Origin of the sequence: Thiohalobacter thiocyanaticus (genome assembly GCF_002356355.1) — a bacterium.
Classification (GTDB): domain Bacteria; phylum Pseudomonadota; class Gammaproteobacteria; order Thiohalobacterales; family Thiohalobacteraceae; genus Thiohalobacter; species Thiohalobacter thiocyanaticus_A.
Genome location: NZ_AP018052.1, coordinates 1,854,864 through 1,880,210 on the forward strand (window position 1 = coordinate 1,854,864; position 25,347 = coordinate 1,880,210).

At 65.0% G+C, this 25,347-nt stretch carries 21 protein-coding genes; 10 read left to right on the plus strand and 11 right to left on the minus strand.

The genetic code is table 11. From position 1 onward, the window contains the following. The first annotated feature begins 135 nt into the window (after positions 1-135). Positions 136-762, plus strand: coding sequence for a putative ABC transporter permease (locus CFK21_RS08550; RefSeq protein WP_096366263.1), 627 nt, complete (start codon positions 136-138; stop codon positions 760-762). A 72-nt stretch (positions 763-834) separates the two neighbouring features. Here the strand turns inward: CFK21_RS08550 and CFK21_RS08555 are convergent, their stop codons facing one another. The 3 genes from CFK21_RS08555 to acs all read right to left on the minus strand — a co-directional run bounded on the left by CFK21_RS08555 (position 835) and on the right by acs (position 5,365). Continuing rightward, positions 835-2,202 carry a WD40 repeat domain-containing protein gene (locus tag CFK21_RS08555; RefSeq protein ID WP_096366264.1) on the minus strand — a complete coding sequence of 456 codons (1,368 nt, stop codon included), beginning with the start codon at positions 2,200-2,202 and terminating at the stop codon, positions 835-837. A 406-nt stretch (positions 2,203-2,608) separates the two neighbouring features. Next, the gene (locus CFK21_RS08560) at positions 2,609-3,394 is read right to left on the minus strand and encodes a response regulator (RefSeq protein WP_096366265.1); all 786 of its coding nucleotides are present in this window, start codon (positions 3,392-3,394) and stop codon (positions 2,609-2,611) included. Between the two features lie 33 nt (positions 3,395-3,427). Continuing rightward, a complete protein-coding gene (gene acs / locus CFK21_RS08565; protein ID WP_096366266.1) occupies positions 3,428-5,365 on the minus strand; it encodes an acetate--CoA ligase in 1,938 nt (645 codons plus the stop codon). Positions 5,366-5,619: 254 nt separating this feature from the next. Here acs and CFK21_RS08570 point away from each other — a divergent pair, with 254 nt between their 5' ends. Continuing rightward, positions 5,620-6,093 (plus strand): DsrE family protein, encoded by a 474-nt coding sequence (locus tag CFK21_RS08570; protein WP_096366267.1) that lies wholly within the window; start codon positions 5,620-5,622, stop codon positions 6,091-6,093. A 28-nt stretch (positions 6,094-6,121) separates the two neighbouring features. On the opposite strand, the gene gluQRS is transcribed toward CFK21_RS08570, so the two are convergent. Beyond that, the gene (gene gluQRS / locus CFK21_RS08575; protein WP_096366268.1) at positions 6,122-7,030 is read right to left on the minus strand and encodes a tRNA glutamyl-Q(34) synthetase GluQRS; all 909 of its coding nucleotides are present in this window, start codon (positions 7,028-7,030) and stop codon (positions 6,122-6,124) included. A gap of 115 nt (positions 7,031-7,145) precedes the next feature. Continuing rightward, positions 7,146-7,847 (minus strand): RNA polymerase-binding protein DksA, encoded by a 702-nt coding sequence (gene dksA / locus CFK21_RS08580; RefSeq protein WP_096366269.1) that lies wholly within the window; start codon positions 7,845-7,847, stop codon positions 7,146-7,148. 217 nt (positions 7,848-8,064) lie between these two features. Between dksA and CFK21_RS08585 the strand changes: the two genes are divergently transcribed. Together CFK21_RS08585 and CFK21_RS08590 are read left to right on the plus strand one after the other, a co-directional pair. After that, the gene (locus CFK21_RS08585; RefSeq protein ID WP_096366270.1) at positions 8,065-8,859 is read left to right on the plus strand and encodes an HAD-IA family hydrolase; all 795 of its coding nucleotides are present in this window, start codon (positions 8,065-8,067) and stop codon (positions 8,857-8,859) included. Next, positions 8,856-10,025 (plus strand): pyridoxal phosphate-dependent aminotransferase, encoded by a 1,170-nt coding sequence (locus CFK21_RS08590; RefSeq protein ID WP_172844326.1) that lies wholly within the window; start codon positions 8,856-8,858, stop codon positions 10,023-10,025. The genes CFK21_RS08585 and CFK21_RS08590 overlap by 4 nt, the downstream gene beginning before the upstream one ends. A gap of 85 nt (positions 10,026-10,110) precedes the next feature. On the opposite strand, the gene cysZ is transcribed toward CFK21_RS08590, so the two are convergent. From cysZ to queF, 3 genes are read right to left on the minus strand one after another with little or no spacing between them, the layout of a single operon-like run. Next, positions 10,111-10,854, minus strand: a complete 744-nt coding sequence (cysZ, locus tag CFK21_RS08595) for a sulfate transporter CysZ (protein ID WP_096366272.1) — start codon at positions 10,852-10,854, stop codon at positions 10,111-10,113. A gap of 13 nt (positions 10,855-10,867) precedes the next feature. Next, positions 10,868-12,133, minus strand: coding sequence for an FGGY-family carbohydrate kinase (locus CFK21_RS08600; RefSeq protein ID WP_096366273.1), 1,266 nt, complete (start codon positions 12,131-12,133; stop codon positions 10,868-10,870). A gap of 4 nt (positions 12,134-12,137) precedes the next feature. Then, the gene (gene queF / locus CFK21_RS08605; protein WP_096366274.1) at positions 12,138-12,527 is read right to left on the minus strand and encodes a preQ(1) synthase; all 390 of its coding nucleotides are present in this window, start codon (positions 12,525-12,527) and stop codon (positions 12,138-12,140) included. A gap of 232 nt (positions 12,528-12,759) precedes the next feature. Between queF and smc the strand changes: the two genes are divergently transcribed. From smc to CFK21_RS08635, 6 genes are all read left to right on the plus strand, one after another. Continuing rightward, on the plus strand, positions 12,760-16,266 hold the full coding sequence (gene smc, locus CFK21_RS08610) for a chromosome segregation protein SMC (protein ID WP_096366275.1): 3,507 nt from the start codon (positions 12,760-12,762) through the stop codon (positions 16,264-16,266). Positions 16,267-16,284: 18 nt separating this feature from the next. Beyond that, the gene (zipA, locus tag CFK21_RS08615; protein ID WP_096366276.1) at positions 16,285-17,043 is read left to right on the plus strand and encodes a cell division protein ZipA; all 759 of its coding nucleotides are present in this window, start codon (positions 16,285-16,287) and stop codon (positions 17,041-17,043) included. Then, positions 17,040-19,073: an NAD-dependent DNA ligase LigA gene (ligA, locus tag CFK21_RS08620; protein ID WP_096366277.1), complete on the plus strand. Its 2,034-nt coding sequence runs from the start codon at positions 17,040-17,042 to the stop codon at positions 19,071-19,073. Before zipA ends, ligA begins: the two co-directional genes overlap by 4 nt. Before the next feature lie 224 nt (positions 19,074-19,297). Next, the gene (locus CFK21_RS08625; protein WP_157745545.1) at positions 19,298-21,652 is read left to right on the plus strand and encodes a DUF1631 family protein; all 2,355 of its coding nucleotides are present in this window, start codon (positions 19,298-19,300) and stop codon (positions 21,650-21,652) included. A gap of 22 nt (positions 21,653-21,674) precedes the next feature. Continuing rightward, the gene (locus CFK21_RS08630; protein ID WP_096366279.1) at positions 21,675-22,007 is read left to right on the plus strand and encodes a PilZ domain-containing protein; all 333 of its coding nucleotides are present in this window, start codon (positions 21,675-21,677) and stop codon (positions 22,005-22,007) included. Between the two features lie 45 nt (positions 22,008-22,052). Next, on the plus strand, positions 22,053-22,970 hold the full coding sequence (locus CFK21_RS08635) for a L,D-transpeptidase family protein (protein WP_197702933.1): 918 nt from the start codon (positions 22,053-22,055) through the stop codon (positions 22,968-22,970). A 39-nt stretch (positions 22,971-23,009) separates the two neighbouring features. Here the strand turns inward: CFK21_RS08635 and CFK21_RS08640 are convergent, their stop codons facing one another. The 3 genes from CFK21_RS08640 to CFK21_RS08650 form a co-directional block, all read right to left on the minus strand. Next, positions 23,010-23,291, minus strand: coding sequence for an Lpp/OprI family alanine-zipper lipoprotein (locus CFK21_RS08640; protein WP_096366281.1), 282 nt, complete (start codon positions 23,289-23,291; stop codon positions 23,010-23,012). Positions 23,292-23,378: 87 nt separating this feature from the next. Next, complete coding sequence (locus CFK21_RS08645; RefSeq protein WP_096366282.1) at positions 23,379-23,942, minus strand: L,D-transpeptidase family protein; 564 nt, start codon at positions 23,940-23,942, stop codon at positions 23,379-23,381. Beyond that, positions 23,929-25,278 carry an FAD-dependent oxidoreductase gene (locus CFK21_RS08650; protein ID WP_096366283.1) on the minus strand — a complete coding sequence of 450 codons (1,350 nt, stop codon included), beginning with the start codon at positions 25,276-25,278 and terminating at the stop codon, positions 23,929-23,931. The genes CFK21_RS08645 and CFK21_RS08650 overlap by 14 nt, the downstream gene beginning before the upstream one ends. Between the last annotated feature and the right edge of the window lie 69 nt (positions 25,279-25,347).

The window sequence follows — 25,347 nt, forward strand, 5'->3', positions numbered from 1 at the left end:
GCGGCTATCTCCCAACGGTGTATTCGAAATATCGGAGTTGACGCGCTTTGTCTGAATGACGTCGGTAAGGCGATCGCTGTCTCAGGAAAGGGGGCCCTCAGGTCCCCTTTTTCTGTGTGAACCGGGGTAACAAAAATGCAGACTGATACCCATGTATTCCTGATCGGTATCCTGTGCGGCCTGATCTTTCTCGGGTTTTCCTGGGTGTTGAACCGGCGCTTGATGCGCGGCCCCTTTCGTATCGATGCACTGGAAGTCGGCTTGTATGCCGCTACCGTGTTTCTTGTTGCGGTAACTTGCGAAATTCTGGTTAATTCCGGTTATGAAGCCCTGGTTGGCCGCAAACTGTGGGAATACCGGATCCTCCCCCTGTATGACGGCGACATCTCCCTGCTGGCATTCATCATCTGGCCTGTCTATGGTGTGCATCTGTATTTTTTTCGGCAGGTGCTGGCAAAACGCTTGCCGAAGCAATTCAACAGAGACCGCATCTATGCGATCGTGATAGGCCTTGACGCCCCCCTGTTCTACGAAGTCTGCGGCAATCTTCTGTTTCTCCTGCTTCTGGGCGAATACTACGCCTACTATCTTCCGGGCGAATTATTCCACCTGACATCGGTTCAGGTCATTCCGATATATATGGTATTCATTTATCTGGGGATGAAGATTCTGGATTGGTTCATGCGGGTTCGGTTCTACCGGTGGCCCTGGATTGTGTATTTAATGGGGCTGTTGGTGGTATCCAGTGCCTATGCCTGGTAGGGCGAAAACGCAGCAATAATAAATGCGGCTGAGCGATCAGCCGCATTTTCGGTTCCCCGCGAACCGCCGGGATCAGTTCATCCGGGTGTGCATCGTCTGGATGTATGAATACAGCGGCCGGGCCGGCGCATCATGCTGTACCTTGATCAGGTTCTTGTCCAGATCATGGCGCTTGTAGCCTACGTTGCGCTGTTCCCACACCAGGTTTCCGGAACTGGCGTCGAAGACCTTGATCAGACCGCCGGCACAGGCCACGGCGACGCGGCGGCTGTCAGGCGAGACATCGGTGGCGCAGCGCTTGCCCTCGGTGCGGGCGTCGGTTACCTGCAGTTCCCGCTCTTCGCCGGTCTGGACGTCCACCACGAAGACCTTGTCGGCCTTGCCGTAGGAGCGCGGCAGACCCTTCTCGTCGAAAGTGATGAAGGAGCGCTTGGGCTTGACCAGCACGAAATAGTTGAGATCGGGCGAGACACTGACAGAGGAAGTGCGGCCCTTGTTGACGGCCGAATTCTCACTCCAGGCCAGCTCTTTCTCGTTACCGGTTTCGATGTCATAGATGAAGTGCAGGGACACCAGACGGGTGGCCTCTTCATTGAAGTAAAGGGTGCTGAACTGGCGTGGTACCTGATACACCGCATCGGGATATTCCTCGATGACGCGCTTGTCCTGATCTTTCAGGTCGAGTACGGCGAACTGGTCGCGACCCACGTAGGCGACACGCTCGCCGTGATTCGCCACGCCGATGGCGTAGATCCCCGAGTCCAGCTTTTCCACTGTGCGTTTGATGCTCATGTCCTGCAGGTCGACGATATGCAGGGTGGAATCGTACTGGGCGATGGGCACCGGACGGTCGTTTTCGGACTTACAGGTGTTGACGACGACGGCGGCATAACGGCCGTTGTCAGAGGCGGCGACGGGGCCGACGAATTCATAGGCGTTTTCCGCATCGCAGCCGCTGGCCTGATGCTTGGCACTCAAGGGGATGCGGGCCGGCTGCCTGCTGTCAAGATTGAAATAACCGCCGATCAGATCCGGCAGCTGTACGTCGGTGCGATCCTGGATCCGGCCCAGCGAGCTCGGCAGCAGTACCACCTTGCCGTCCGGATAGTTGCCGGAGACGACGATGTCCTTGAAGCTGTGGATGTTCCAGCGGCGTTTGCCGACCCGGCCGTGCTGCTCACCGAAGATGGTCTGTATATCCGCCTGCTGACCGAAGGCCTTGACCAGCTTGCCGCTGCTTACATCCCACAGCTTGATGCCGCCACTGAAATTCTCGTCATATTCGAGGCTGTTGCCGCCGGAGCCACCCGTCACCAGATGCCTGCCATCGGCGGAGAACTGTACGGCATAAATGTCCTCGGCGCCGGCATGGGCCTGATTGAGGCTGAGATGGCTGACGAAGGCGAAGCTGACAATAAAGAGAGATTTCAGGCCATTCATAATAAAAGCTCGCTCTGGTCGAGGGGCCCGTGGGTCCCGTGTGCGTTGAGTTCCGGTTGTTGTTGTGCTCGGCACTGACACTTCCTTCAGGTTGTCCCGGCCGGGGCGATTTGAGCGCCAAATCCTTGACATCTGATTCTAGTTCAGGTAGCGGCATTTCTCCTGACGACTTGAACACAGGACAGGCAGGGCGCTGCAACGCCCCTGTTGCAGGCGCCGCAGAGTTAGGATTAATTTCTAATAAACAGAGTGTTATGTTTTTTCCACCCTGCAGCCGTTCCGATCCGGGCAGGACCACGGGCAGGGCAGGGATGGTGGGAGAGGGCGAGCGGGGGCGGCTGAAGCTGAGCCTGGAGGTCAGTCCGGACAGGCATCAAAATTTCGTCGGGCAGGCCCCGGACGGGGATCAGGCCAGCACGGTCTCGATCATGCGGCGCAGGGTCTCGACATCGAAGGGCTTGTCGAATACGGCCGATACGCCGCTCTGCTGCAGTGCGGCGATACGGCTTTCATCGGTGCGTGAACTGACCATGAGTACCGGCACGCCCGGCTGGCTGCTCTGGTTGCGGATGTAATCGACCAGTGCCTGGCCGTCCATCTCGGGCATGTAATAGTCGCTGATGATCAGGTCGTAGAAATTGTGGTCGATGAGTTCGCGTGCCTCGCGGCCGTTGGCGGCCTCGTCGATTTTTTCGATGCCGAGCCGCTCAAGAATGTGCCGCATGAAGCGCCGGCCGGTCTGCATGTCGTCGACCAGGAGGAGATTGAGCTCCTCGGCACTGTAGTGTCCCAGTTGCAGTGTGCCAGGCTCCAGGTAGTCCAGGGTGGAGTAGAGTGCGCGCTTGAGCTGTTCCTGGTCGAAGGGCTTGGGCAGGATGGCGGTCACACCGGCCTGGCGCAGCGGTTCCAGGTAGCGAAACCCGGTCTCGCTGGAGATGAGGATGAAGCCGATCTCTTCCGCAGCGGACAGTCCACGCATCTCCTGCAGCAGTTCGGTGCCGGTCCGGTCGGCCAGATGCATGGCGCTGACGACGAGATCGGGGCGTTTTGCCTGGATCTGGGTAAGCGCCTCGCCGGCCGTGCCTGCGCAACTCAGGTGTTCGATACCGAAATCCTGAAGCCAGTCGCGAACGATGCGTTGCTGGGTGGTGGATGGCTCGACCAGCAGTACATACAGCTGGGTAATATCCATGCAGCGGCCCTTTCCGGGTGGTTGATCTGTCAGCTACTGATTGGCGCGGTTTGCGGTCAACTCGTCGACCACGCCCGGATCGGCCAGGGTGGAGGTATCCCCCAGCGTGTCCAGTTCATTGGCGGCGATCTTGCGCAGGATGCGGCGCATGATCTTGCCCGAACGGGTCTTGGGCAGGGCCGGCGCCCATTGAATGACATCAGGCTTGGCGATGGGGCCGATTTCCTCGCGGACCAGGTCCACCAGTTCCTGACGCAGTTCGTCACTGGGCTCGATATCCTTGACCAGGGTGACATAGGCGTAGATGCCCTGACCCTTGACATCGTGGGGATAACCGACCACCGCGGCCTCGGCTACCGCCTTGTGCAGCACCAGTGCGCTTTCCACCTCGGCTGTGCCCAGCCGGTGGCCGGAGACATTGAGCACATCGTCCACCCGGCCGGTGATCCAGTAGTCGCCGTCGGCGTCGCGGCGGGCACCGTCGCCGGAGAAGTAGTAGCCCGGAAAGGCCTTGAAATAGGTGTCGATGAAGCGCTGGTGGTCACCGTAGACGGTGCGCATCTGGCCGGGCCAGGGGCGGGTGATGACCAGGCTGCCCTCACATTCGCCTTCGAGCAGTTTACCCTCGTTGTCGACGATACCCGGCACGACGCCGAAGAAGGGGCGGGTGGCCGAGCCGGGTTTCATCGGGATGGCACCGGGCAGGGAGGTGATCATGTGGCCGCCGGTCTCGGTCTGCCACCAGGTATCCACGATCGGGCAGCGGCCGTCGCCCACCACGTTGTAATACCATTCCCAGGCCTCCGGGTTGATGGGTTCGCCCACGGTCCCGAGCAGCTTGAGCGAACTGCGCTCGGTTGCCTGCACCGGCGCCTCGCCCTCGCGCATCAGGGCGCGGATGGCGGTTGGCGCGGTATAGAAGGTGTTGACCCGGTGCTTGTCCACCACCTGCCAGAAACGCGAGGCATCCGGCCAGGTGGGAACACCTTCGAATACGAGGCTGATGGCGCCATTGGCCAGCGGACCGTAGACGATGTAGGAATGGCCCGTGATCCACCCCACATCGGCGGTGCACCAGTAGATATCGCCGTCATGGTAATCGAAGGTGTACTTGTGGGTGATGGCGCAATAGAGCAGGTAGCCGCCGGTGGTGTGAAGCACGCCCTTGGGCTTGCCGGTGGAACCCGAGGTATAGAGGATGAACAGCGGATCCTCGGCATCCATTTCCTCGGCCGGACAGTCGGCGGAGGCCTCGGCCACTTCCTCGTGGTACCAGACGTCACGTTCCGGATGCCAGTCCACATTGCCGCCGGTACGCTTGACGGTGAATACCGTGTGCACATCGGGGCATGCGTTGAGCGCCTTGTCGGCGTTGGCCTTGAGCGGCACGTGGCGCCCGCCGCGCACACCCTCGTCGGCGGTCACAACGACCCGGCAGTCCGAATCCAGAATGCGGTCCTTGAGCGATTCCGGCGAGAAGCCGCCGAAGACCACCGAATGCACCGCCCCGATGCGCGCACAGGCGAGCATGGCGATGCAGGCCTCGGGGATCATGGGCATGTAGATGCAGACACGGTCGCCCTTTTTCACTCCCCGCGATTTGAGCGCATTGGCGAACCTGCACACGGCTGTGTGGAGTTCGCGATAGCTCAGCGTCTTGTCCATGGCGGGATCGTCGCCTTCCCAGATCAGGGCGGTCTGGTTGCCGCGGCTGTCCAGGTGGCGGTCAAGGCAGTTGTAGCAGGCATTGAGCCTGCCGCCCTCGAACCAGCGGATATGCGCCTGGTGATAGTCCCATTCCAACACCTTGTCCCAGGGCTTGAACCAGGTCAGGAACTGTTCGGCCTGTTCGGACCAGAAGCCCTCGGGATCCTCGATCGAACGGCGGTACATGCTGTCGTACTGCGCCGTGTCGATCAGGGCGTTGGCCGCGAAGTCATCCGGAACGGGATGGACCTTGATATCCGACATAGAGCCTCCTGGTGCCGATGGGTTGCCTGCGCCGGCCGCTTGATCAGGGCGCGGCGGCCGCTTCCAGTCCCGCGCGCGACGGGCAGGCCACCATTCTAGCCCAGAGCGGCCGTACATGTGGAGTCATGGCGGTGAGGCTGCACGACAACGCGAACACGCAGCCGGAATAAAAACCGGCTGCCGGATCTCTAGTGAGGGAGTGCCGGCAACATCGAAAACAGATTCATCTACACCGCGTCAGGAGGAACGAGATCATGAAACACATCATTGCCGCCGTGCTGGCCGGCCTGTTGGGGATGCTTTCCACAGCAGGCCTGGCCGGGGACTATGAAAAGCAGAAGGTGGTCTATCACATCAATTATGATGATCCAAAGCTGCAGACAGCTGCCATGCGCAATATCCAGAACCACATCAATGCGGTTGGCGCTGAAAATCTGGATGTGCGTGTCGTGATGCACGGCAATGGCCTGAGTTTGCTGCTGACCCCCGAAGCCGGCGAACGGCTGGAAAAGTTCAGAATCGGCAACGCCGATCAGAAGATGGCAGCGCGTATCGATGGGCTGCGCGGCCAGGGGGTGAAATTCAACGTCTGCAACAACACCGTGCGCGGACGCAACGTGGATATTGCCGCCGATCTGCATTACGTCAACGAAGAGGATATCGTGCCCAGCGGCGTGGCCGAGGTATCACATCTGCAGCAACAGGGTTTTACCTATATCAAACCCTGAGCGGTGGGCTGCCGGTCCGACGCCCGGATCAGATCTGATCCGGCGCCGGCTTTGTCAGGATTCCCCTGAGCCTGTCCACCTGCCAGTGATTCAGGGCCCAGTCCCAGAAACTGCTCAGCGACGCTGCCCGCAGCCGCTCAGGCGGGCTGAGTTCCAGAAAGGCGGCGGCCCGCCACAGCATTTCCACGGGATCGGCGTCCTCCAGTCCCGGCGCATGGGTCTGTTTGCTCAGCTTGTCACCCGCGGCATTGACCGCGACGGGAACGTGCATGTAGTTGGGCCGCGGCAGGCCGAGTTGGGTCTGCAGCCAGCACTGGCGCGGCGTCGAGCCCAGCAGGTCACTGCCGCGCACCACATCGGTAATGCCCTGGTCGGCGTCGTCGATGACCACGGCGAGCTGGTAGGCAAACAGGCCATCGGCACGGCGGATGACGAAGTCACCCAACTCCCGGCCGAGGTTCTGGCAGATGCGCCCCTGCAGCCGGTCCTGCAGGCCGATTTCCGCATCCGCAACCCGCAGCCTCACCGCCCGCGGCCTTTTGCCTGACGGCAGGCCCTCGCGGCAGGTTCCCGGATAGATCGGCCCCTCGGCACCGAAACGGGCGTCCTGCAGGATGTCCTGTCGGCTGCAGCCGCAGTGAAAGGCCTGCCCGCCGGCGAGCAGCCGCTCGAGTTCCGCCTGATAGACCTCGCTGCGCCGGCTCTGATACCAGACCGGCCCGTCCCATTCGAAACCGAACCGGTCAAGGGTGTGCAGGATGCTGTCGGCCGCCCCCGGCATCTCGCGCGGCGGATCCAGGTCCTCCATGCGCACCAGCCAGTGTCCGCTCCGGCTGCGGGCATCCAGATAACTCGCCATGGCGGCGATCAGGGAGCCGATATGCAGCGGCCCGGTGGGAGAGGGTGCGAAGCGGCCGCGATAGGGGATGTGGTTCATGGGGGGATTCTATCCAACCCATGCGAAGGGAGGGAACTGACGCCGGGCCGCTCCGGTCCGTCCCTGTCCGGACGGAACAGGGACGATTCCGGAACCAGCATACGCGCCTGCGGACCTATTTGCCCATGTGCTTCTCGCGGATCTCGTCGAGGGTCTTGCAGTCGATGCACAGCGTCGCAGTGGGACGGGCCTCCAGTCGGCGGATGCCGATCTCGATGCCGCAGGATTCGCAGTAGCCGTACTCGTCATGATCCAGCTTGTCCAGCGCCTCGTCGATCTTCTTGATCAGTTTGCGCTCGCGGTCGCGGGTGCGCAGCTCGAGACTGAACTCGGATTCCTGGGTCGCACGGTCGTTGGGGTCGGGGAAGTTGGCCGCCTCGTCCTGCATGTGATGCACGGTCCGGTCGACCTCTTCCATCAGTTCACGTTTCCAGGCCCAGAGCAGGTCGCGGAAGTGCGACTTCTGGTCCTCGTTCATGTACTCCTCGCCGGCCGCTTCCTGGTAGGGCGCGATCTCTTCGATCAGCGTGGTACCCTTGCCGCCGACCTTGTCTGCCGCGGGCGCCTTTCTGGCTGCCGGTTTTTTCGCCGCAGCCTTCTTCACCGCGGCCTTTTTCTTCACCGTGGCTTTCTTTGCCGTCGTCTTCTTGCCTGCGCTCTTTTTGGCAGCCGTTTTCCCGGCGGCAGCTTTCTTGACCGCTGCTTTTTTCTTCACCGCGGCCTTCTTGGCGGGCGCGGCCTTTTTCTTGACTGCGGTTTTCGCTGCCTTCTTTGCAACCGCCTTCTTCTTGGCGGTGGCCTTTTTCTTGGTAGCCATCCAGCTCTCCTACATGGATCGGTGACTGCGGATTGTCCCGGTTCAACGCCGACGGACCGTCACGGCGAAAAACTACAAGCGGGTAAGTTTCGGGATACAGGGAGCCCGAGTCAAGCCCGCAGACGGGCGATTTTCCCGCCTGCAGGGCCGTGACGATGAAAACCGGCCCCGGCTCGGGTAAGCTTGGCCGCCTTCATATCCTGGAGAAGCCCATTCGATGACGGAATTACAGGCATTGCTGTTTGATGTGGACGGAACCCTGGCCGAGACCGAGGAGGTCCACCGTGAGGCCTTCAACGCCGCGTTCGCCGCGGCCGGACTGGACTGGCACTGGGATCAGGCCACCTATGGTGATCTGCTGGGCGTGACCGGCGGGCGCGAGCGTATCCGTTTCTTCCTGGAGAAATACCGGCCTGCCTTCAGTCCGCCCGCCGACCTGGATGCCTGGATCGCCGATCTGCACAAGGCCAAGACCCGCATCTATACCGAACGTGTTGCCGGGGGCGGGGTGCCGCTGCGCCCCGGGGTGCGGCGGCTGCTGGAGGAGGCCCGCGCCGCCGGACTGCGGCTGGCCATCGCCACCACGACCACACCGGATAACGTCATCGCTCTGCTCAAGGCGAGTCTCGCACCGGATGCGGAGGACTGGTTCGAGTTGATCGCGGCGGGTGGCATCGTTCCCAGCAAGAAGCCCGCCCCGGATATCTATCACTATACCCTCGAGGCCATGCAACTGAGCCCGCAGGCCTGTCTGGCCCTGGAGGACTCGCACAACGGCCTGATTTCGGCACTGGCGGCCGACATCCCCACCCTGATCACGGTCAGCCATTACACCCGGGGGCAGGATTTCAGCGGCGCCGCCCTAGTGGTGGATCAGCTGGGCGAACCCGGTCAGCCGTTCCGGCTGCTGGCAGGCGAGGCGGGCGAGGCCGACTGTGTCGATGTCGCCCTGCTGCGGCGACTGCACCGCGCCTGCCGGAGCGCTGCGCCGGGACGCGCCGAGGCCCCCTGATGCCGCCGCGGGCCGCACGCCTGGGGGACATCCGCCCGTTTCATGTCATGCGCCTGCTGGAGCGAGCGCGTGAACTGGAGGCGAGCGGTCGGAATATCGTGCATCTGGAGATCGGTGAGCCGGATTTCGCCACGCCGCAGCCGATTGTCGCAGCCGGGCGTCAGGCCCTGGAGGACGGACGGGTGCACTATACGCCCGCACGCGGGCTGGCCACGCTGCGGCAGGCAGTTAGCGGGTATTATCGCGAGCGCTACGGCGTCGACGTCGATCCGAACCGCATCCTGATCACGCCGGGTGCCTCGGGTGCGCTGCAACTGGCATTGGCGGCGCTGGTCGATCCGGGCATGGGCGTGATGCTCTCCGACCCCGGTTATCCCTGCAACCGCAACCTGGTGCGGCTGGTCGAGGGCGTGGTGCGGGCGGTGCCGGTGGGGGCGGCCGATGGCTATCAGCTCACCCCGGAACTGGCTGCGGCACATTGGCGCGCCGACACGGCCGCACTGCTGGTCGCCACGCCGGCCAATCCTTCCGGTACGCTGCTGTCGCGTGCCGCCCTGGCGGAACTGGCCGAACTGTGCCGGAACCGCGGCGCGGCCCTGATCGTGGACGAGATCTACCAGGGCCTGACCTATGACGCCGAGGACATCACCGCGCTCGCGTTCGGCGAGGACATCTTCGTCATCAACAGTTTCTCCAAATTCTTCGGCATGACCGGCTGGCGCCTGGGCTGGCTGGTCGTCCCGGCCGATTATGCCGCCGACCTGGACGTACTGGCGCAGAATCTGTTTCTGGCGGCCGGGACCCTCTCCCAGCACGCCGCACTCGCCGCCTTCTCACCCGAGACGCGGGCAATCCTGGAACAGCGCCGGGAGACCTTCCGACAACGGCGCGATTTCCTGCTGCCCGCGCTGCGTGAACTGGGTTTCGATATTCCAGTCACCCCCGAAGGTGCCTTCTATCTCTATGCCAACTGCAGGGCATTGACCGGGAACAGCTTCGAATTCTCGCAGCGGCTGCTGGAGGAGGCCGGCGTGGCCCTCACGCCCGGGATCGACTTCGGCGATCACCGCGCCGGTGAGCATGTGCGCTTCGCCTACACCACCTCGCTGGAGGCGCTGGAGGAGGGGGTTGAGCGGCTGCGGCGGTTTCTCTGCGGACAGGCGTAGGATGGGTGGAGGCGCTTCGCGCCGCAACCCATCATGGTCCCTGGCCCGGCCCTGCGATGATGGGTTGCGCTGCGCTCCACCCATCCTACTCCGCCTGATCCAGATCTTTCATCCCCTTCACCCACAACGCCGTCGCCCCCGCCACCGCCGCCGGCATGGCGATGAAGTTCAGCACCGGGATCATGGTCATCAGCATCGCCCCGGTGCCGAAGCCGAGGGTCAGCAGTCGCCGCTCGCGGGCGCGCGCCCGCTGCGCCTTGAACAGCAGGCCATGGTTGCCGAGCGGCGGATCCAGGTATTCCAGGGCCAGCATCCAGGCGCTGAACAGGGCCCACAGAAAGGGCGCGAACAGGTTGAGCCCGGGGATCAGGAAGGTCAGCCCCACCGGGATGGCCCAGAGCACGAAATACAGCAGCTTCTGCACCTCCGCCAGCAGGGTGGCCGGCAGTTCCTTCAGCAACTGTTTCCAACTCTCGCCACCGGGCAGGGGCTGATCGGTCAGGTGCTTCTCCACCGCCTCGGCCAGCAGGCCGTTGAAGGGGGCGGCGATCAGGTTGGCCACCAGGGTGAAGCTGTAGAAGATGATCAACAGGGCGCTGATGGCCAGCAGCGGCCACAGCAGGTACTGCAGCCAGTCCAGCCAGGCCGGCAGCCAGCCCGTCACCATTGCCATCAACTGCTGAAACCAGCCATAGGCCGCGTAGAGCAGTCCGGCGAACAGCAGCAGATTGACCAGCAGCGGCACCAGCACGAAGCGGCGCAGGCGCGGACGCTGGATCAGGCGCAGGCCTTCGAGCATGAAGGCGAAGCCGCGGGGGAAGTCGGTCATGGTGTCGCTCCGTTTACAGTCCCTGTGCCAGCCGGGCACTGCCGTAGGCGGCCTCCTGCTGCGGGGCCAGGCTCACCTGACATTGCAGCAGTCGCGCCCGGATGGCCCGCCAGGGTGCATTGCCCGCCCCGCCGCCACTGCTCAGCACCTGCGTCGGCCAGGGGGCGCCCAGGTCGCGCAGTCGCCGATAGCCGCTGCGTTCGATGCGCGCCAGCCCTTCCAGTATGCCCTGGAAGAATTTCAGATCCGACGTCGGCCGCGGATGCAGCTTGGGCATGCGTCCGGGATCGTTCCAGGGGAAACGCTCGCCGGGGGCGGGGAGAGGATAGTATTCGAGACAGGTGGGGCGATCGGGTCGCAGGCGCGGGGTCAATGCAGCCAGATCGGCTTCGCTGAAGTGCTGCCGCAGCACTGCGCCGCCGGCATTGGACGCGCCGCCCGCCAGCCAGAGTTGACCCAGCCGGTGGCTGTAGATGCCATAGTCCGGGGCGAATACCGGCTGCGGGGACAGCACCTTGAGCACAAGGGTCGAGCCCAGCACTGTCACTGCCTGGCCGGGACGGCTGGCGCCGGTGGCGATCACGGCGGCCGTGCTGTCGGTGGTGCCGGCGCATATGGTCGCCGCCGTCGGAAATCCCCAGCGTCGGGCCAGGTCCGGCAGCAGCGGCCTCAGCGGCGTCCCGGCGGGCTGGATCGCCGGCAGCAGCCCGGCGTCCAACCCCAGCCGCTGCAGCCATTCCGGCCAGCGCCGCCGCACCGGATCGTAGCCCAGTTTCAGCGCGTTGTTCTCGTCGCCCTGATCGAAACGCCCGCTCAGCCGCCCTGCAATCCACTCGGCCTGGTGCAGGGCGCGTGCTCCCTGCACTGGATACCGCTCACGCAGCCACAGCAGCTTGGCCAGGCTCGAACTGGCGCTGTGTACCGGAGCCTCGGGCGGTGCGGCGGCGGCGATGTGTGCCAGCGGGTCGGCCGCACGGGCATCGTTGTACATCAGGGCCGGGGTCAGTGGTGTGCCGTCGGGGGCGCACAGCAGCAGGGTGGCGGCGGTGCCGTCCACGGCGACCCGCTCGACCCGCGCGAGGGCGCTGCGGGCCGCGAGTTCATCGAGTACCCGCTCCAGGGCCTGCCACCACTGGCCGGGATCCTGTGACACAGCCGTGCCGGCGCGCTGCGGCGCGGGCAGGCCGGTCCGCGCCTCGGCCAGGATGCTGCCATCAGAATCGATTGCGCAGGCGCGCACACCTGAGGTGCCGAAGTCGATGCCCAGGGCATGGGGCATCGGATCAGGGCAGGCTGACGGGCGGGGCGGGCTGCCAGTACTCGGCGCGGTATTCGGCCACCACGGTGGTATAGATGCCGCCGCGCACGTTGAACTCGGCGGTGAGTCGCATGAAGCGCGGCTGGATGGCCGCCACCAGATCGTCGAGGATGCGATTGGTCACCGCCTCGTGGAAGGCGCCCTCGTCACGGAAGGACCAGACATAGAGCTTGAGTGATTTCAGCTCGACGCATTTGTGCTCGGGCACGTATTCCAGGTCCAGGGTGGCGAAGTCCGGCTGACCGGTCTTGGGGCACAGACAGGTGAACTCGGGCACCCGGATGCGGATGGTGTAGTCGCGTTCGGGCTGTGGGTTATCGAAGGTTTCGAGGTCTTTACTGGGCTGGGACGGCATGGGTCGGGATACGGGATCGGGTTGCTGTGGCCGGAGCCTGGCTCCGGGGTGATCAGGGCTCGACGGTGCACGGTTCCGGCCCCGACGATTGTGGTAGGATACCGCACTTGCGCGGCGGGGCTCCAGACTGTTTGCCCGCCATTCCGTGCTGATGCCGCCACCGTCGGGAAGGAGTCCCGGACCGTGCCGGGTCAGCTTGTATCCAGAATCCTGAATCCTGTATCTTGCCCCGATGCGTCTGACCAAAATAAAACTGGCCGGTTTCAAGTCCTTCGTCGACCCCACCACCATCCATATCCCGACCAACCTGGTCGGCATCGTCGGCCCCAACGGCTGCGGCAAATCCAACACCATCGACGCCGTGCGCTGGGTCATGGGCGAATCCTCGGCCAAGCATTTGCGCGGCGACTCCATGGCGGATGTCATCTTCAACGGCTCCAACGCCCGCAAGCCGGTGGGGCATGCCAGCGTCGAACTGATCTTCGACAACAGCGAGGGCAAGGTCACCGGCCAGTACGCGCACTACAACGAGATCTCGATCAAGCGTCAGGTCTCGCGCGACGGCCAGTCCAACTACTATCTCAACGGCACCCGCTGCCGGCGTCGCGACATCACCGATATCTTCCTCGGCACCGGCCTGGGGCCGCGCAGCTACTCCATCATCGAACAGGGTATGATCTCGCGCCTGATCGAGGCCAAGCCGGAGGAACTGCGTATCTTCCTGGAAGAGGCCGCCGGTATCTCCAAGTACAAGGAGCGCCGCCGCGAGACCGAGAACCGGATCCGGCATACGCATGAAAACCTGGGTAGACTCAATGACTTGCGTGAGGAAATTGAGAAATATCTGGATAAGCTGCAGCGCCAGGCGCGCACCGCCGAACGCTACAAGGAGCTCAAGCAGCAGGAACGCCGGCTGCGGGCGGAACTGCTGACGCTGAAGTACTCGGCCCTGCATCATGAATTCGCCGACAAGGAGCGCGCCATCAAGGAGCAGGAGACGGCCCTGGAAGGCGTGGTCGCCGAGCAGCGTCACATCGAGGCCGAGATCGAGAAATCGCGTGAAGCCCTGGTCGAGGCCAACGAGACCTTCAACGAGGTGCAGGGCCGCTATTATGGCCTGGGTGCCGAGATCGCCCGGCTGGAACAGGCCATCCAGCACAGCAAGGAAAGCCGCCAGCGCCAGCAGGAGGAACTGAAGAAGGCCGAGCAGGCCTGGAACGAGGTCGAGGCCCACATCAGCGTCGACAGCAGGCGCCTGGAGGAGTTGGACGCCGAACTCACCGAAAAGCAGCCGGTACTGGAACAGCTTCAGGCCAGGGCGGAGACATCGCGCGAGGCGCTGCAGCAGGCCGAGCAGGCGATGCAGCAGTGGCAGACCGAGTGGGAAGACTTCAACCAGCGTGCCGCCGAGCCGCAGCAGACGGCCCAGGTGGAGCGCGCCCGCATCGATCAGCTGGAGCGCCAACTGACCCAGTACGAACAGCGCCTTTCCCGGATTGAGGAAGAGAAAAACCGTCTTTATGACAGTCAGTTACAGCATGAAATTGATGCTATTTCGAGCCAAGAGGCGGAGCATGCCGGGGCGGTCGAAACGAAACAGGCGGAACTCGATTCAGCGCGCAGCCGAATCAACGAGCTAAGAGAACAACTTCAAGGTCGTCAGCAGGAGTTGGAATCCCTGCACAGCCGTCAGCAGGAGACCCGCGGCCGGCTGGTGTCGCTGGAGGCGCTGCAGAAGGCGGCCCTGGGCAAGGAGGGCGGTGCGGTCGCAGCCTGGCTGGAGTCGCGCGGCCTGCATGAGGCGCCACGCCTGGCCGAGCAGCTGCAGGTCGAGCCCGGCTGGGAGCGCGCGGTCGAGACGGTGCTGGGGGCTTATCTGGAGGCCGTGTGCGTGGACGACCTTGCCCGACCGGCCCAGGCGCTGGAGGAATTGGGCGAAGGTTCCCTGACGCTGTTCGACACCTCGGTGAACACCGGCACCGCGCCCGCCGGTGACCGGGCGCTGGTGGCCAGGGTCAGTGCGCCCTGGGCCCTGGATGGCCTGTTCGATGGGGTGCAGGCCGTGGACAGTCTCCCCGAGGCCCTGGCGCTGCGCTCGCAGCTTGGTCCGGATCAGTCGGTCATCACCCGTGACGGCATCTGGCTGGGCGCGCGCTGGCTGCGCCTGAGCCGGGATCAGGATGCCCAGGCGGGTGTCCTGGAAAGAGAGAAGGAAATCAATGATCTGTCAAAGACTCTTGAGACTCTGGTTGAGGAAATAGAGCACAAGCAGACCGCTCTGCAGCAGGCCCGCGACGAACTGCACGGCCTGGAACAGCAGCGCGACGAACTGCAGACCGGGGTCAACCAGGCGCACCGCGCCCACAGCGATCTGCGCGCCCAGTTGAGTTCCAAGCGCTCGCGCCAGGAACAGATCCACAATCGACGCGAAGCCCTGGACAAGGAAGCCGGCGAGATCCGCGGCCAGCAGCAGAACGACACCGACACCCACGGCTCGGCCCGCAGCCGCCTGCACGAGGCCATGGCGCAGATGGATACCCTGGCGCGCGAACGCGAGCAGCGCGAGGCCGACCGCGAGCGTTACCGCCAAGCCCTGCAGACGGCGCGCCAGCAGGCCCAGACCGACCGTGACGAGGCCCATGGCCTGGCGATCCAGGTCGAGTCCATGCGCACCGCGCTCAAGAGCACCCGCGAGAACCTGGAACGCATGCAGGGCCAGCAGACCCACCTGCGCCAGCGCACCGAGGAACTGCAGCAGGCCATCGCCGCCGGCGAGGCGCCGCTGCGCGAGCAGGAGCAGGAACTGGAACGGCTGCTGGCGCAGCGCAGCGAGGTGGAGAAGGAACTGCAGGCCGCCCGCCGCTCCGTGGAGGAGATCGAGCACAACCTGCGCAGCCGGGAACAGAACCGCCAGCGCAAGGAACAGGACAGCCAGCGCCTGCGCGAGGAACTGGGCCAGCAGCGCATGGCCTGGCAGGAACTCAAGACCCGCAGCCAGACCCTGCTGGAGCAACTGAACGAGACCGGCTACGAGCTGGAAACCCTCAGGCAGGAGTTGTCGGAGCAGGCCAGCATCGAAGCCTGGTCAGACGAGCTGGAGAAGCTCGAGACCCGCATCCAGCGGCTGGGGCCGATCAACCTGGCGGCAATCGAGGAATTCGAGGAGCAGTCCAAGCGCAAGGAGTATCTGGATGCCCAGCACAAGGATCTGACCGATGCGCTGGAGACGCTGGAGAATGCCATTCGCAAGATCGACCGCGAGACCCGCACCCGGTTCAAGGAGACCTTCGACAAGGTCAACACCGGACTGCAGGCCATGTTCCCGCGCCTGTTCGGCGGCGGTCACGCCTACCTGGAATTGACCGGCGAGGATCTGCTGGATACCGGTGTGGCGGTCATGGCCCGGCCGCCGGGCAAGCGCAACAGCACCATCCACCTGCTCTCCGGCGGCGAGAAGGCGCTGACCGCCGTGGCGCTGGTGTTCGCCATCTTCGAACTCAACCCCTCGCCCTTCTGCATGCTCGACGAGGTGGATGCGCCGCTGGACGACGCCAATGTCGGGCGCTTCTGCGACATGGTGCGGGAGATGGCCGAGCGGGTGCAGTTCATCTTCATCACCCACAACAAGATCACCATGGAGTTGTCGAACCAGCTGATCGGCGTGACCATGAACGAGCCGGGCGTCTCGCGCCTGGTGGCGGTCGACATCGACGAGGCCGCGCAGATGGCGGCCATGTGAGTCCGGAAGGGGTAGTGCATGGAATCCTTGCGCTGGATACTGCTGGGGGTGGGAGTGCTGGTGATCGGAGGGGTCTACCTCTGGTCGCGTCGCCCCACCCGGACGCCGCGGGTCGAGCCCCGGGTCGAACCCGATACCCAGCCCGAGCCCGGTGATTTCGATATCGGCGGCGATTCCGCGCTGGAATCCGAAACCTTCAGCCAGGTCGAGCCGCCCCCGGCGGAGTCGGAACCCCGGGCCTGGCCGGATGCGATCGACCAGGAGCTGGAGGAACTGAGCGCCGCCATCAAGGAAGAACGTCAGGGCGGCCCGGCTGCGGCGCCGGCGCACCCGCCCGACGCGGTGGAGAAGATCATCGTCTTCTATCTCATTGCCCCGCGCGGCGAGCCCTTCAGCGGCAACGACATGGACCGCGCCTTCACCGAACTGGGGCTGGAGTACGGCGACATGCAGATCTATCACCGCATGGCGCCCGGCAGCTTCCGCCGACCGGTGTTCAGCATCGCCAATCTCACCGAGCCCGGCACCTTCGATCCCGCCGCGCTGGGGCACTTCACCACCCCGGGCCTGAGCCTGTTCCTGCAGCTGCCGGCTCCCATCGATTCGCTCAAGGCCTTTGACGATCTGGACGACACCGCGCACAGGCTTGCCGACATCCTCGGCGGCGAGTTGCGCGACGAGACCCGCAGTCCCCTGAGTCGCCAGCGCATCGACAACCTGCGCGAGGAGGTGGCCGAGTTCGAGCGCCGGCAGAAACTCAAGCACGCCGGCCGATGAGCGCCTCGAACAAGCTGCGGGAACGGGTCGAGCGGCTGCGCGAGCAGATTCGTCACCACAACTATCTCTACTATGCCCTCGACGCCCCCGAGATATCTGACGCCGAATACGACGCTCTCCTGCGCGAACTGCAGGAACTGGAGTCCGACCACCCCGAACTGGTCACCGCGGATTCGCCCACCCAGCGGGTCGGCGCCGAACCGGTGGCCGCCTTCGGCACGGTGCGCCACGAACTGCCCATGCTGTCGTTGGACAACGCCTTCTCCGACCAGGAGCTCGAGGACTTCGATCGCCGCATCCATGAGCGCCTGAAAACCGAGGAGGCGATCGAATACGCCGCCGAGCCCAAGCTGGACGGGCTGGCCGTGAGCCTGCTGTACGAAAAGGGCCGTCTGGTGCGCGGCGCGACCCGCGGCGACGGCGCCACCGGCGAGGACATCACCGCCAACGTGCGCACCATCGCCTCCATCCCCCTGAAGCTGGTCGGCAGGGATTATCCGGAACGCCTGGAGGTACGGGGCGAGGTCTACATGACCCACGCCGGCTTCAGGCGGCTCAACGAAGCGGCGGAACGGGAAGGCGGCAAGACCTTCGTCAACCCCCGCAATGCCGCGGCCGGCAGCCTGCGCCAGCTCGATCCGAAGGTCACGGCGAAGCGGCCGCTGGAATTCTTCTGCTATGGCGCCGGACGGGTCGAGGGTGCCGAACTGCCCGACCGCCACATCGATGTGCTGGAGCAGCTGAAGGCCTGGGGTCAGCGCATCTATCCCGAGATCCGCCGGGTCAAGGGGCTGGATGGCTGTCACGAGTACTATCAGGATATGGAGCGCCGGCGCGAATCCCTGGACTTCGATATCGACGGCGTCGTGTTCAAGGTCGATCGCCGCGACCTGCAGGAACGGCTCGGTTTCGTTTCCCGCGCCCCGCGCTGGGCCATTGCCCGCAAGTTCCCGGCCCAGGAGGTCAACACTGTGCTGCGCGAGGTGGAATGGCAGGTCGGGCGCACCGGCGTACTGACGCCGGTGGCGCGGCTGGAGCCGGTATTCGTCGGCGGGGTGACGGTCACCAACGCCACCCTGCACAACCCGGACGAGATCGAGCGCAAGGATATCCGCCTGGGCGATACCGTGGTGGTGCGTCGCGCCGGTGACGTGATTCCGCAGGTGGTTGCCGTGGTCAAGGCCAGACGCCCCAGGGGTGCGAAGCGCATCAGCCTGCCGAAGCGATGCCCCGTGTGTCACTCCGATGTGGTGCGCGACGAGGGCGCCGCCGCCCTGCGCTGCAGTGGCGGACTGCATTGCCCGGCCCAGCGCAAGGCCGGACTGATCCACTTCGCCTCGCGCCGCGCCATGGACATCGACGGCCTGGGCGACAAACTGATCGAGCAGCTGGTCGAGCGCGACCTGGTGCAGGATGCCGCCGATCTGTATGCGCTTACACAGGCGCAGCTCGCCGGCCTGGATCGCATGGCCGAGAAGTCGGCGCAGAACCTGATCCAGGCCCTGGACAGGAGCAAGACGGTCTCGCTGCCGCGCTTCATCCATGCACTGGGTATCCCAGAGGTCGGAGAAGCCACCGCCAAGGGCCTGGCCGCGCACTTCGGCAGTCTGGATGGCCTGATGGAGGCCGATGAAGCGGCACTGCAGGAGGTGCCGGATGTCGGCCCGGTGGTGGCGCGCGAGATCGCCACTTTCTTCAATCAGAAACATAACCGCCAGGTGATCGACAAACTGCGCCGCCACGGGATCGAACCGCCGGCGCAGAAGATCAAGCGCCGGGCAGAACTGCCGATCAAGGGGCAGACCTGGGTGTTGACCGGCGCGCTCGAGTCCATGACCCGTGACCAGGCGAAGGAGCGGCTGGAGGCGCTGGGCGCGAAGGTGACCGGCAGCGTGTCGAAGAAAACCGACTATGTTGTCGCCGGCAGCGAGGCGGGCTCCAAACTCACGAAGGCCGAGCAGTTGGGGGTCGAGGTGCTGGCTGAGGCCGCCTTCCTGAAACGGCTGGAGGAACTGGAACAGGGCAGGTGAGCACACCGCGCCTGCGCATCTCCGCACGCGAAGGGGCAGCGGCGGTTCGTGCCGTGCGGATCGCTCCCCGGCCGCTGGCAGCCTCCGGCCTCTGCCCGGGCCCGGAACCCGTTGCACCCCCCGGATGATCCTGCCATTGGCCCGCCAGGGCCGGGGGCGCATAATATGTAGGATGACGATCAGGGCCGGGATGCCCGCCACGCATGAATGGAACCGGACGAATAATGACAAGTACAGCACAGGGGCGCACCACTCCGCTCGGCGGCAAGTTCGGCAAGCTGATGGAAAGCTGCCGGCGCATGACCCGCTCGCATCTCGCGCCGCTCATCCACGCCCTGCTCGAGCAGGCGGAAATCGCATTGCTGGAAGCCGCCGACAAGGCCGGTGACAACCAGAAGCAGCTGCAGTATTTCGACACCATGAACCTGGTCAAGCGCAACCAGGACCGGCTCGCCGAGCGCTACCTGCAGGCGGTCGATGCCGGCTTCGAGAATTTCATCCAGGGACGGTTGCCGGCCACCGGCGGCAGCGGCCTGGCCGGCCTGAAGATGCAGCAGCTGGCACTGGTGGACAAGCAGGCCATCGAATACGAACTGCCGGTCAGGAACCTCGTCGCCAAGGCCAATGCCGCCTATGCCGATGCCCTCTACGGCCTCGACCAGCGCCTGGCCGTCGTCAATGGCGGTGACCGGGTGGCGGAGCCGGTCCAGCCCGGCGGACCGATGCAGCTGGCCCAGGCCTTCGCCGACGCGCTGCAGGATATCGAGATGGAAAAACCCGTCCTGCTGATCCTGTTCGCACTCTATGACCGCCATGTCATCCGCGAACTGCAGGCCTATTACGAGGAATACAACCGGCGGCTGGTCGGCGCCGGCATCCTGCCCAACCTGCGCTACGAGATCCGCAAGCATCATGATGCCCGACAGGCGCGGCCGACAGCGCCGCCCGCAGCCAGCGAGGCGCAGGGTGGCCGCGGCGCCGACAGCGGTTTCTCGGTGGTGGACGCCCCGGCGGGTGCCGCCGGCGAGGAGAGCATGCACCCACCTGCCAGCCGCGGGTCGGCCGGTCACGGCGGGTCCGGCGGCGGCACGGGCAATGCGATGCTTTCCGATGAGGAACTGGATCTGCTCACCGATCTGCGCCGTGGCGTGGCCTCGCATCGCGGCGAGGCAGAACCGGACAGCCGGCAGCTGCCGCCGGAACAGCGCGAATCCAGCCGCCGCCGCATCGTGCAGTCGGCCCAGAGCATCCAGGAGACCTATGCCGAGGGGGGTGGCGCGGCCCAGGATCTGGACCAGCTGATCACCAACCTGGAAGTGGATGCCGATCTGCTCGGCCATCTGCAGACGGTCATCGACACCGAGCGGCGCCAGATCGAAAGCGCAGTGGACCAGGCGGCGCTGGATCCCGAGGACGCCGACATCATCGACCTGGTCGGACTGCTGTTCGAGCGCATGCTGGCCGAGGAGCGTCTACCCAATGCGGTCAAGGCGCTGCTCAGTCGGCTGCACACGCCTTATCTCAAGATCGGACTGCTGGACAAGGCCTTCTTCATGCGCAACGAGCATCCGGCGCGGCGACTGCTGGACCGGATGGTCGATGCCGGCGCCCACTGGGTGGTCGAAGATGATCTGCAGCGCGGTATCTTTCCCTGCCTGCGCGAAACCGTGGAGCGGATCATGCAGGACTACGCGCAGGACCCACAGCTGTTCCAGGACCTGGAGCAGGGGCTTGGTTCGCACATCGAGGAACTCGAACACAAGACCGGGATCATCGAGAGCCGCGCCGTGGAGGCGGCCAACGGCCAGGAGCGGCTGGGGCAGGCACGGCGGCGCGCGCACGCCGAGATCGCCCGCATCGTCGCCGAACGCCATCTGCCCGAGGAGGCCGCCGTTCATCTGACCCAGGTCTGGGCGGAGAAGCTGATGTTCATCCTCCTGCGCGAGCATGACGGCGAGGCCAACCCGGCCTGGAAGCTGGCCACCCGGGTGCTGCAGGATATCGTCGACAGTATCGAACCCCCCGAATCCGAGGCCGAGTGCGAACGCCGTCGGGCACGGCTGCCGCGAATGCAGACGGCGATCCGCGACTCGCTGGGTGAACTGAGCGAATACGGGCGCAAGGATACGCCGGAACTGATGAAACGCATCCAGGCCTGGCAGGAGGCGGCCTGCGATCCCCAGGCCGCTCCCGCAACCACGCCGGTCCGGCTGGAGGTGCTGGATCTCACCCTGCCCGAGCAGGCCGGGACGGACTCGCCCGAAACCCGGCTCTCGGCCCTGGAGCAGACCCATGCCGAGCACCTGGAGCAGATCGATTACGGCACCTGGTTCCAGTTCATCGAGCCGGACAGCCGGCCGCGGCGACTGCGTCTGGCCTGGTACAGCAAGCTCAGCAAACGCTACCTGTTCGTCGATCCCATGGGGGTGAAGGCCGCCGAGTATTCGCGCGACCAGTTGGCGCGGCGGTTGGCCGCGGACACCGCCCGGATCGTGCAGCAGGACACCCGGGCCTTCGTCGACCGGGTCATGGATACGGTCCTGTCCTGGATCGCCGATAAGAACCCGACCAATCGATGAAATCTGGCTGACGGAGCCGTTAATGGAAGAGAAACGCCAACATGCCCGCAAGGCCGTTCCCGCCGGGGTCCGGGTCCGTGACCTGAATACCGGCCAGGAACTCGGCACCCTGCTGAACCTCTCGACCAGCGGCATGATGATCTTCTGCGAGCAGCCGCTGCCGGCCAATGCCGTCTACCAGTGCGAACTGGAACTCGGCGCTGCCGCCCGGAGCGGGGAACCACTGCGCCTCGGGGTGGAATCCCTCTGGTGCCAGGCCTCGGAACAGCCGGGGGCCTGGTGGGCCGGACTGCGGATCATCGATATCGAGCCCGGCCACAGCGCCAGCCTGGAGCGCTACCTGGACGAACTCTGACGTGCATGCGCGTGCGCAGGCATGTGTCCCGCTATGCTGTCGAACATGAAAGGTTTGCTGCTGTTTTCCCTGCTCCTGCTGTCGCCGCTGATGGGGCGCGCTCAGGATTTCCCCCTGCCGCCGCAGGACGTGGATCTGGTCGGCCGGGTCCAGGTGATCGAGGCTGCCCATGAGGATACCCTCCTGGATATCGCCCGCCGACATCAACTCGGCCACGACGAGATCCTGCTGGCCAATCCCGGCGTGGACCGCTGGCTGCCGGGAGACGGCACTGCGGTTACCCTGCCGACCCGTTTCATCCTGCCGGCCGGCGAGCGCGAAGGTCTGGTACTGAATGTGCCCGAAATGCGCCTTTACTATTATCCACCGGCAGCCGGCGGTGAAAGGCGGGTAGTGCGGACCTGGCCGGTCAGCGTCGGGCGCATGGACTGGAACACCCCGCTGGGCAGCTGGAAGATCATCCGCAAACAGACCGATCCGGCCTGGTATCCGCCCGCTTCGATCCGCGAGGAGGCCGCGGCCCGCGGCGAACCGCTGCCGGAGGTGGTGCCGGCAGGGCCCGACAACCCGCTCGGCCAGCATGCGCTGCGCCTGAGCGTGCCGGGCTATCTCATCCACGGCACCAACAAGCCCTGGGGCATCGGTATGCGGGTCACACACGGCTGTATCCGCATGTACCCGGAGGATGTTGCTGTCCTGTATGAACAGGTGCCGGTCGGCACGCCGGTGCGGATCGTCAACCAGACGGTGAAGGCGGGGTGGCTGCTGGGAACCCTGTACCTGGAGGTGCATCCCCCGCTGGAGGAGGACCGGCCCGGGCGTGATCAGCTGCTGTCCATTGCCCTGGATGCCATCGAGGCGGCGACCGAGGGGCGCCCGCCGGTGCGCCTGAGCGGCAGGCGGATCAAACAGGCGGTGGAGAATCCGAGCGGCTATCCGGTCGCGGTCTCGCTCCCGGAATGAGGCGCCGCCCTGCACAGGCCGGCAGGGCGGCGGTCCGTCTTACTTGTACATGGACTTCTTGAACATGCGGTCGATCTTGGCGTCGGTCTCCTCGGCCTTGGCCTTGGCGGCGGCCGCGTCGTCCTGGGCCTCTTCGGCCAGGGTGCGGGCGGCGGCCGCATCGCTCCTGGCCGCGGCGGCCTCGGCGGCGGCGGCGTCCGCGGTACTCTGCGCCCGTTCGATATCGGAACGCAGCTGATCGATTTCGCCGGTGCTGGCGCAGCCGCCGAGGGCGAAGGCGCCGAGGAGCAGGATGGCGCCGGTTCGTGTCGTTTGTTTCATTGTCGCGTCTCCCTGTGACGAGGGGTGGGTGAAAGAAACCTTCTGTGGTGAACGGGTCTCACATCGCAGTATATCCAAGCCCCGTGGCTATTCAATGACCACCCTCACGCCTTTGTCGATCCATTGAGCCAGATCATCCACCTGTTCGTTGGTCAGGGCGATGCAGCCCTCGGTCCAGTTGAAATCGGCATGCACCGCCGGGTCGCCATCCCCCAGCCCGTGAATGCCGATGTAACCGCCCAGGGCCGTATGCTGCGGCGGCTCGATGCCCCGCTGCAGGGCCTGGCGGATGCGCTCGAACTGCGTCGCTGTGATACGGCCTGCCTGCAGCCCGGCGCGGGCATGGGCGAGGTTGGGATAATCCAGGCCGTAGAAGCGGTGGAAGTCGGTGCGCGGGGCGATGCGCACGATGTGGAACTCGCCCAGCGGGGTCATGCCGTCGCCGGCACGCTTGGCCGTGGTGGTGCCGTAACGGCCGATGGCGATATTGTCGTAGGTGCGCAGCCGCTCACCATTGTGCATGACATGGAGTTCCAGGCGGTCGGTATCCACCCGCAGCCAGACCGGCGGCCGCTCCGGCGCTTCGGCCGCGGCCAGGCCGGTCAGCAGCAGGCAGAGCAGCCCCGCGCAGCCGCGCCTAAGCCGGCTCACCCGGGGCGTCCAGTTCGGCGGTCAGGGCCGTGGCGTCGATCGCCGCCCCCAGAAAGTCCGCCAGGCTGCGCAGGTCCTTCTCGGCATTGTCCAGGCAGGAGGTGCCGCCGGGCGAGGGCGTCATGTTGAAGATCGCGCCCTGGCCGGTGTCGATCTTGGCCTCGCCCATCAACAGCTTCGCATTGGGCTTGTCGATCAGCTGCGGGCGGATGCCGCCGAAACGGCGGGCGAAGCTGAGATCGCCATAGCGCAGACCCGGCACGATCTTGCGCACGTCCCGCAGGAACAGCCCCTTGCGCAGCACCGGCACCTCGAACAGCAGGTTCTTGGCCATGTAGTGGCGGATATCGCGGACCTTGAGCAGATCCCACAGCACCTGGGCCACCCGGCGGTCGAAGCGCAGCACGCGCAGGAAATCCGGCAGGGTGCGGTAGTTGTAGCGCTCCAGGATGGGCAGGATGAGCGCGGTGGGGCCGAAGCGGGTCTTGCCCGGCACCATCACGTCGGGATCGCCGTGGATGGCGGCAAAGGGCAGCTTGTCGTTCTGCACGGTATAGACCTTGCCGTTGAGGATCTGCGGGGTGAAGTAATAGCTGCCGGCCACCGGCAGGCAGGAATACTCCAGGCCATAGCCCAGATCCTGCGCCAGCTTGAGGCTGTGGCCGCCGGCGCAGACCACCAGCGCGCGGGTGCGGTAGCAGGCCTGGCCGCTGTCCACCCGCAGGCCGCCGTCTTCGATGACGATCTGCGTGACCGGTTCGTTGTAGCGCACATCCACCTGCTTGCCGGGCACGGCCCGGGCCTGGCGCAGGAAGGAGCGCGATACGGCGCCGAAGTCCACCGCCGTGTATTCATCGGTCGACCCCAGCGCCAGCAGCGGTTCCGGACGCAGGTGCCCGTCGGCGCCGGTGGCCACGGCCGGCTCGATGCGGGCGATGTCCTGCTTCTCCAGCAGCCGCAGCGCGGGATAGTGCGGGCTGAGGCTGTCGAAGCGTTTGCGCAGCCCCGCGCACTCGGTCTCGCCGACGCCCAGCACCATCTTGGGATACTTGAAGATCAGATGCTCGCGGTCCGGCTGGGCAAGACAGTAGTTGGCCAGCTTGCGCGCGGCCTGCTGCACCTTGAGCGCCTTGTCCAGGCTGTAGTTGGTCTCGATGTCGCCGCAGTGCAGGGTCTGGCTGTTGTTGCTGGAGAGGGTGTTGACCTGCGCCGGGGCGGCATACTTCTCCAGGATGCCGATGCGCTCGATATCGCTGTAGCGGGCCGCCAGGTACAGCAGGGCGGTGCCGGAGATGCCGGCACCGATGATGAGCAGGTCGTATTGATCGTTGGACATGCGTTGCCTGGATATGGTTATTGGAAAAATTCCAAATGTGGCGTCATTGCGAGGCGCGCAGCGCCGCGG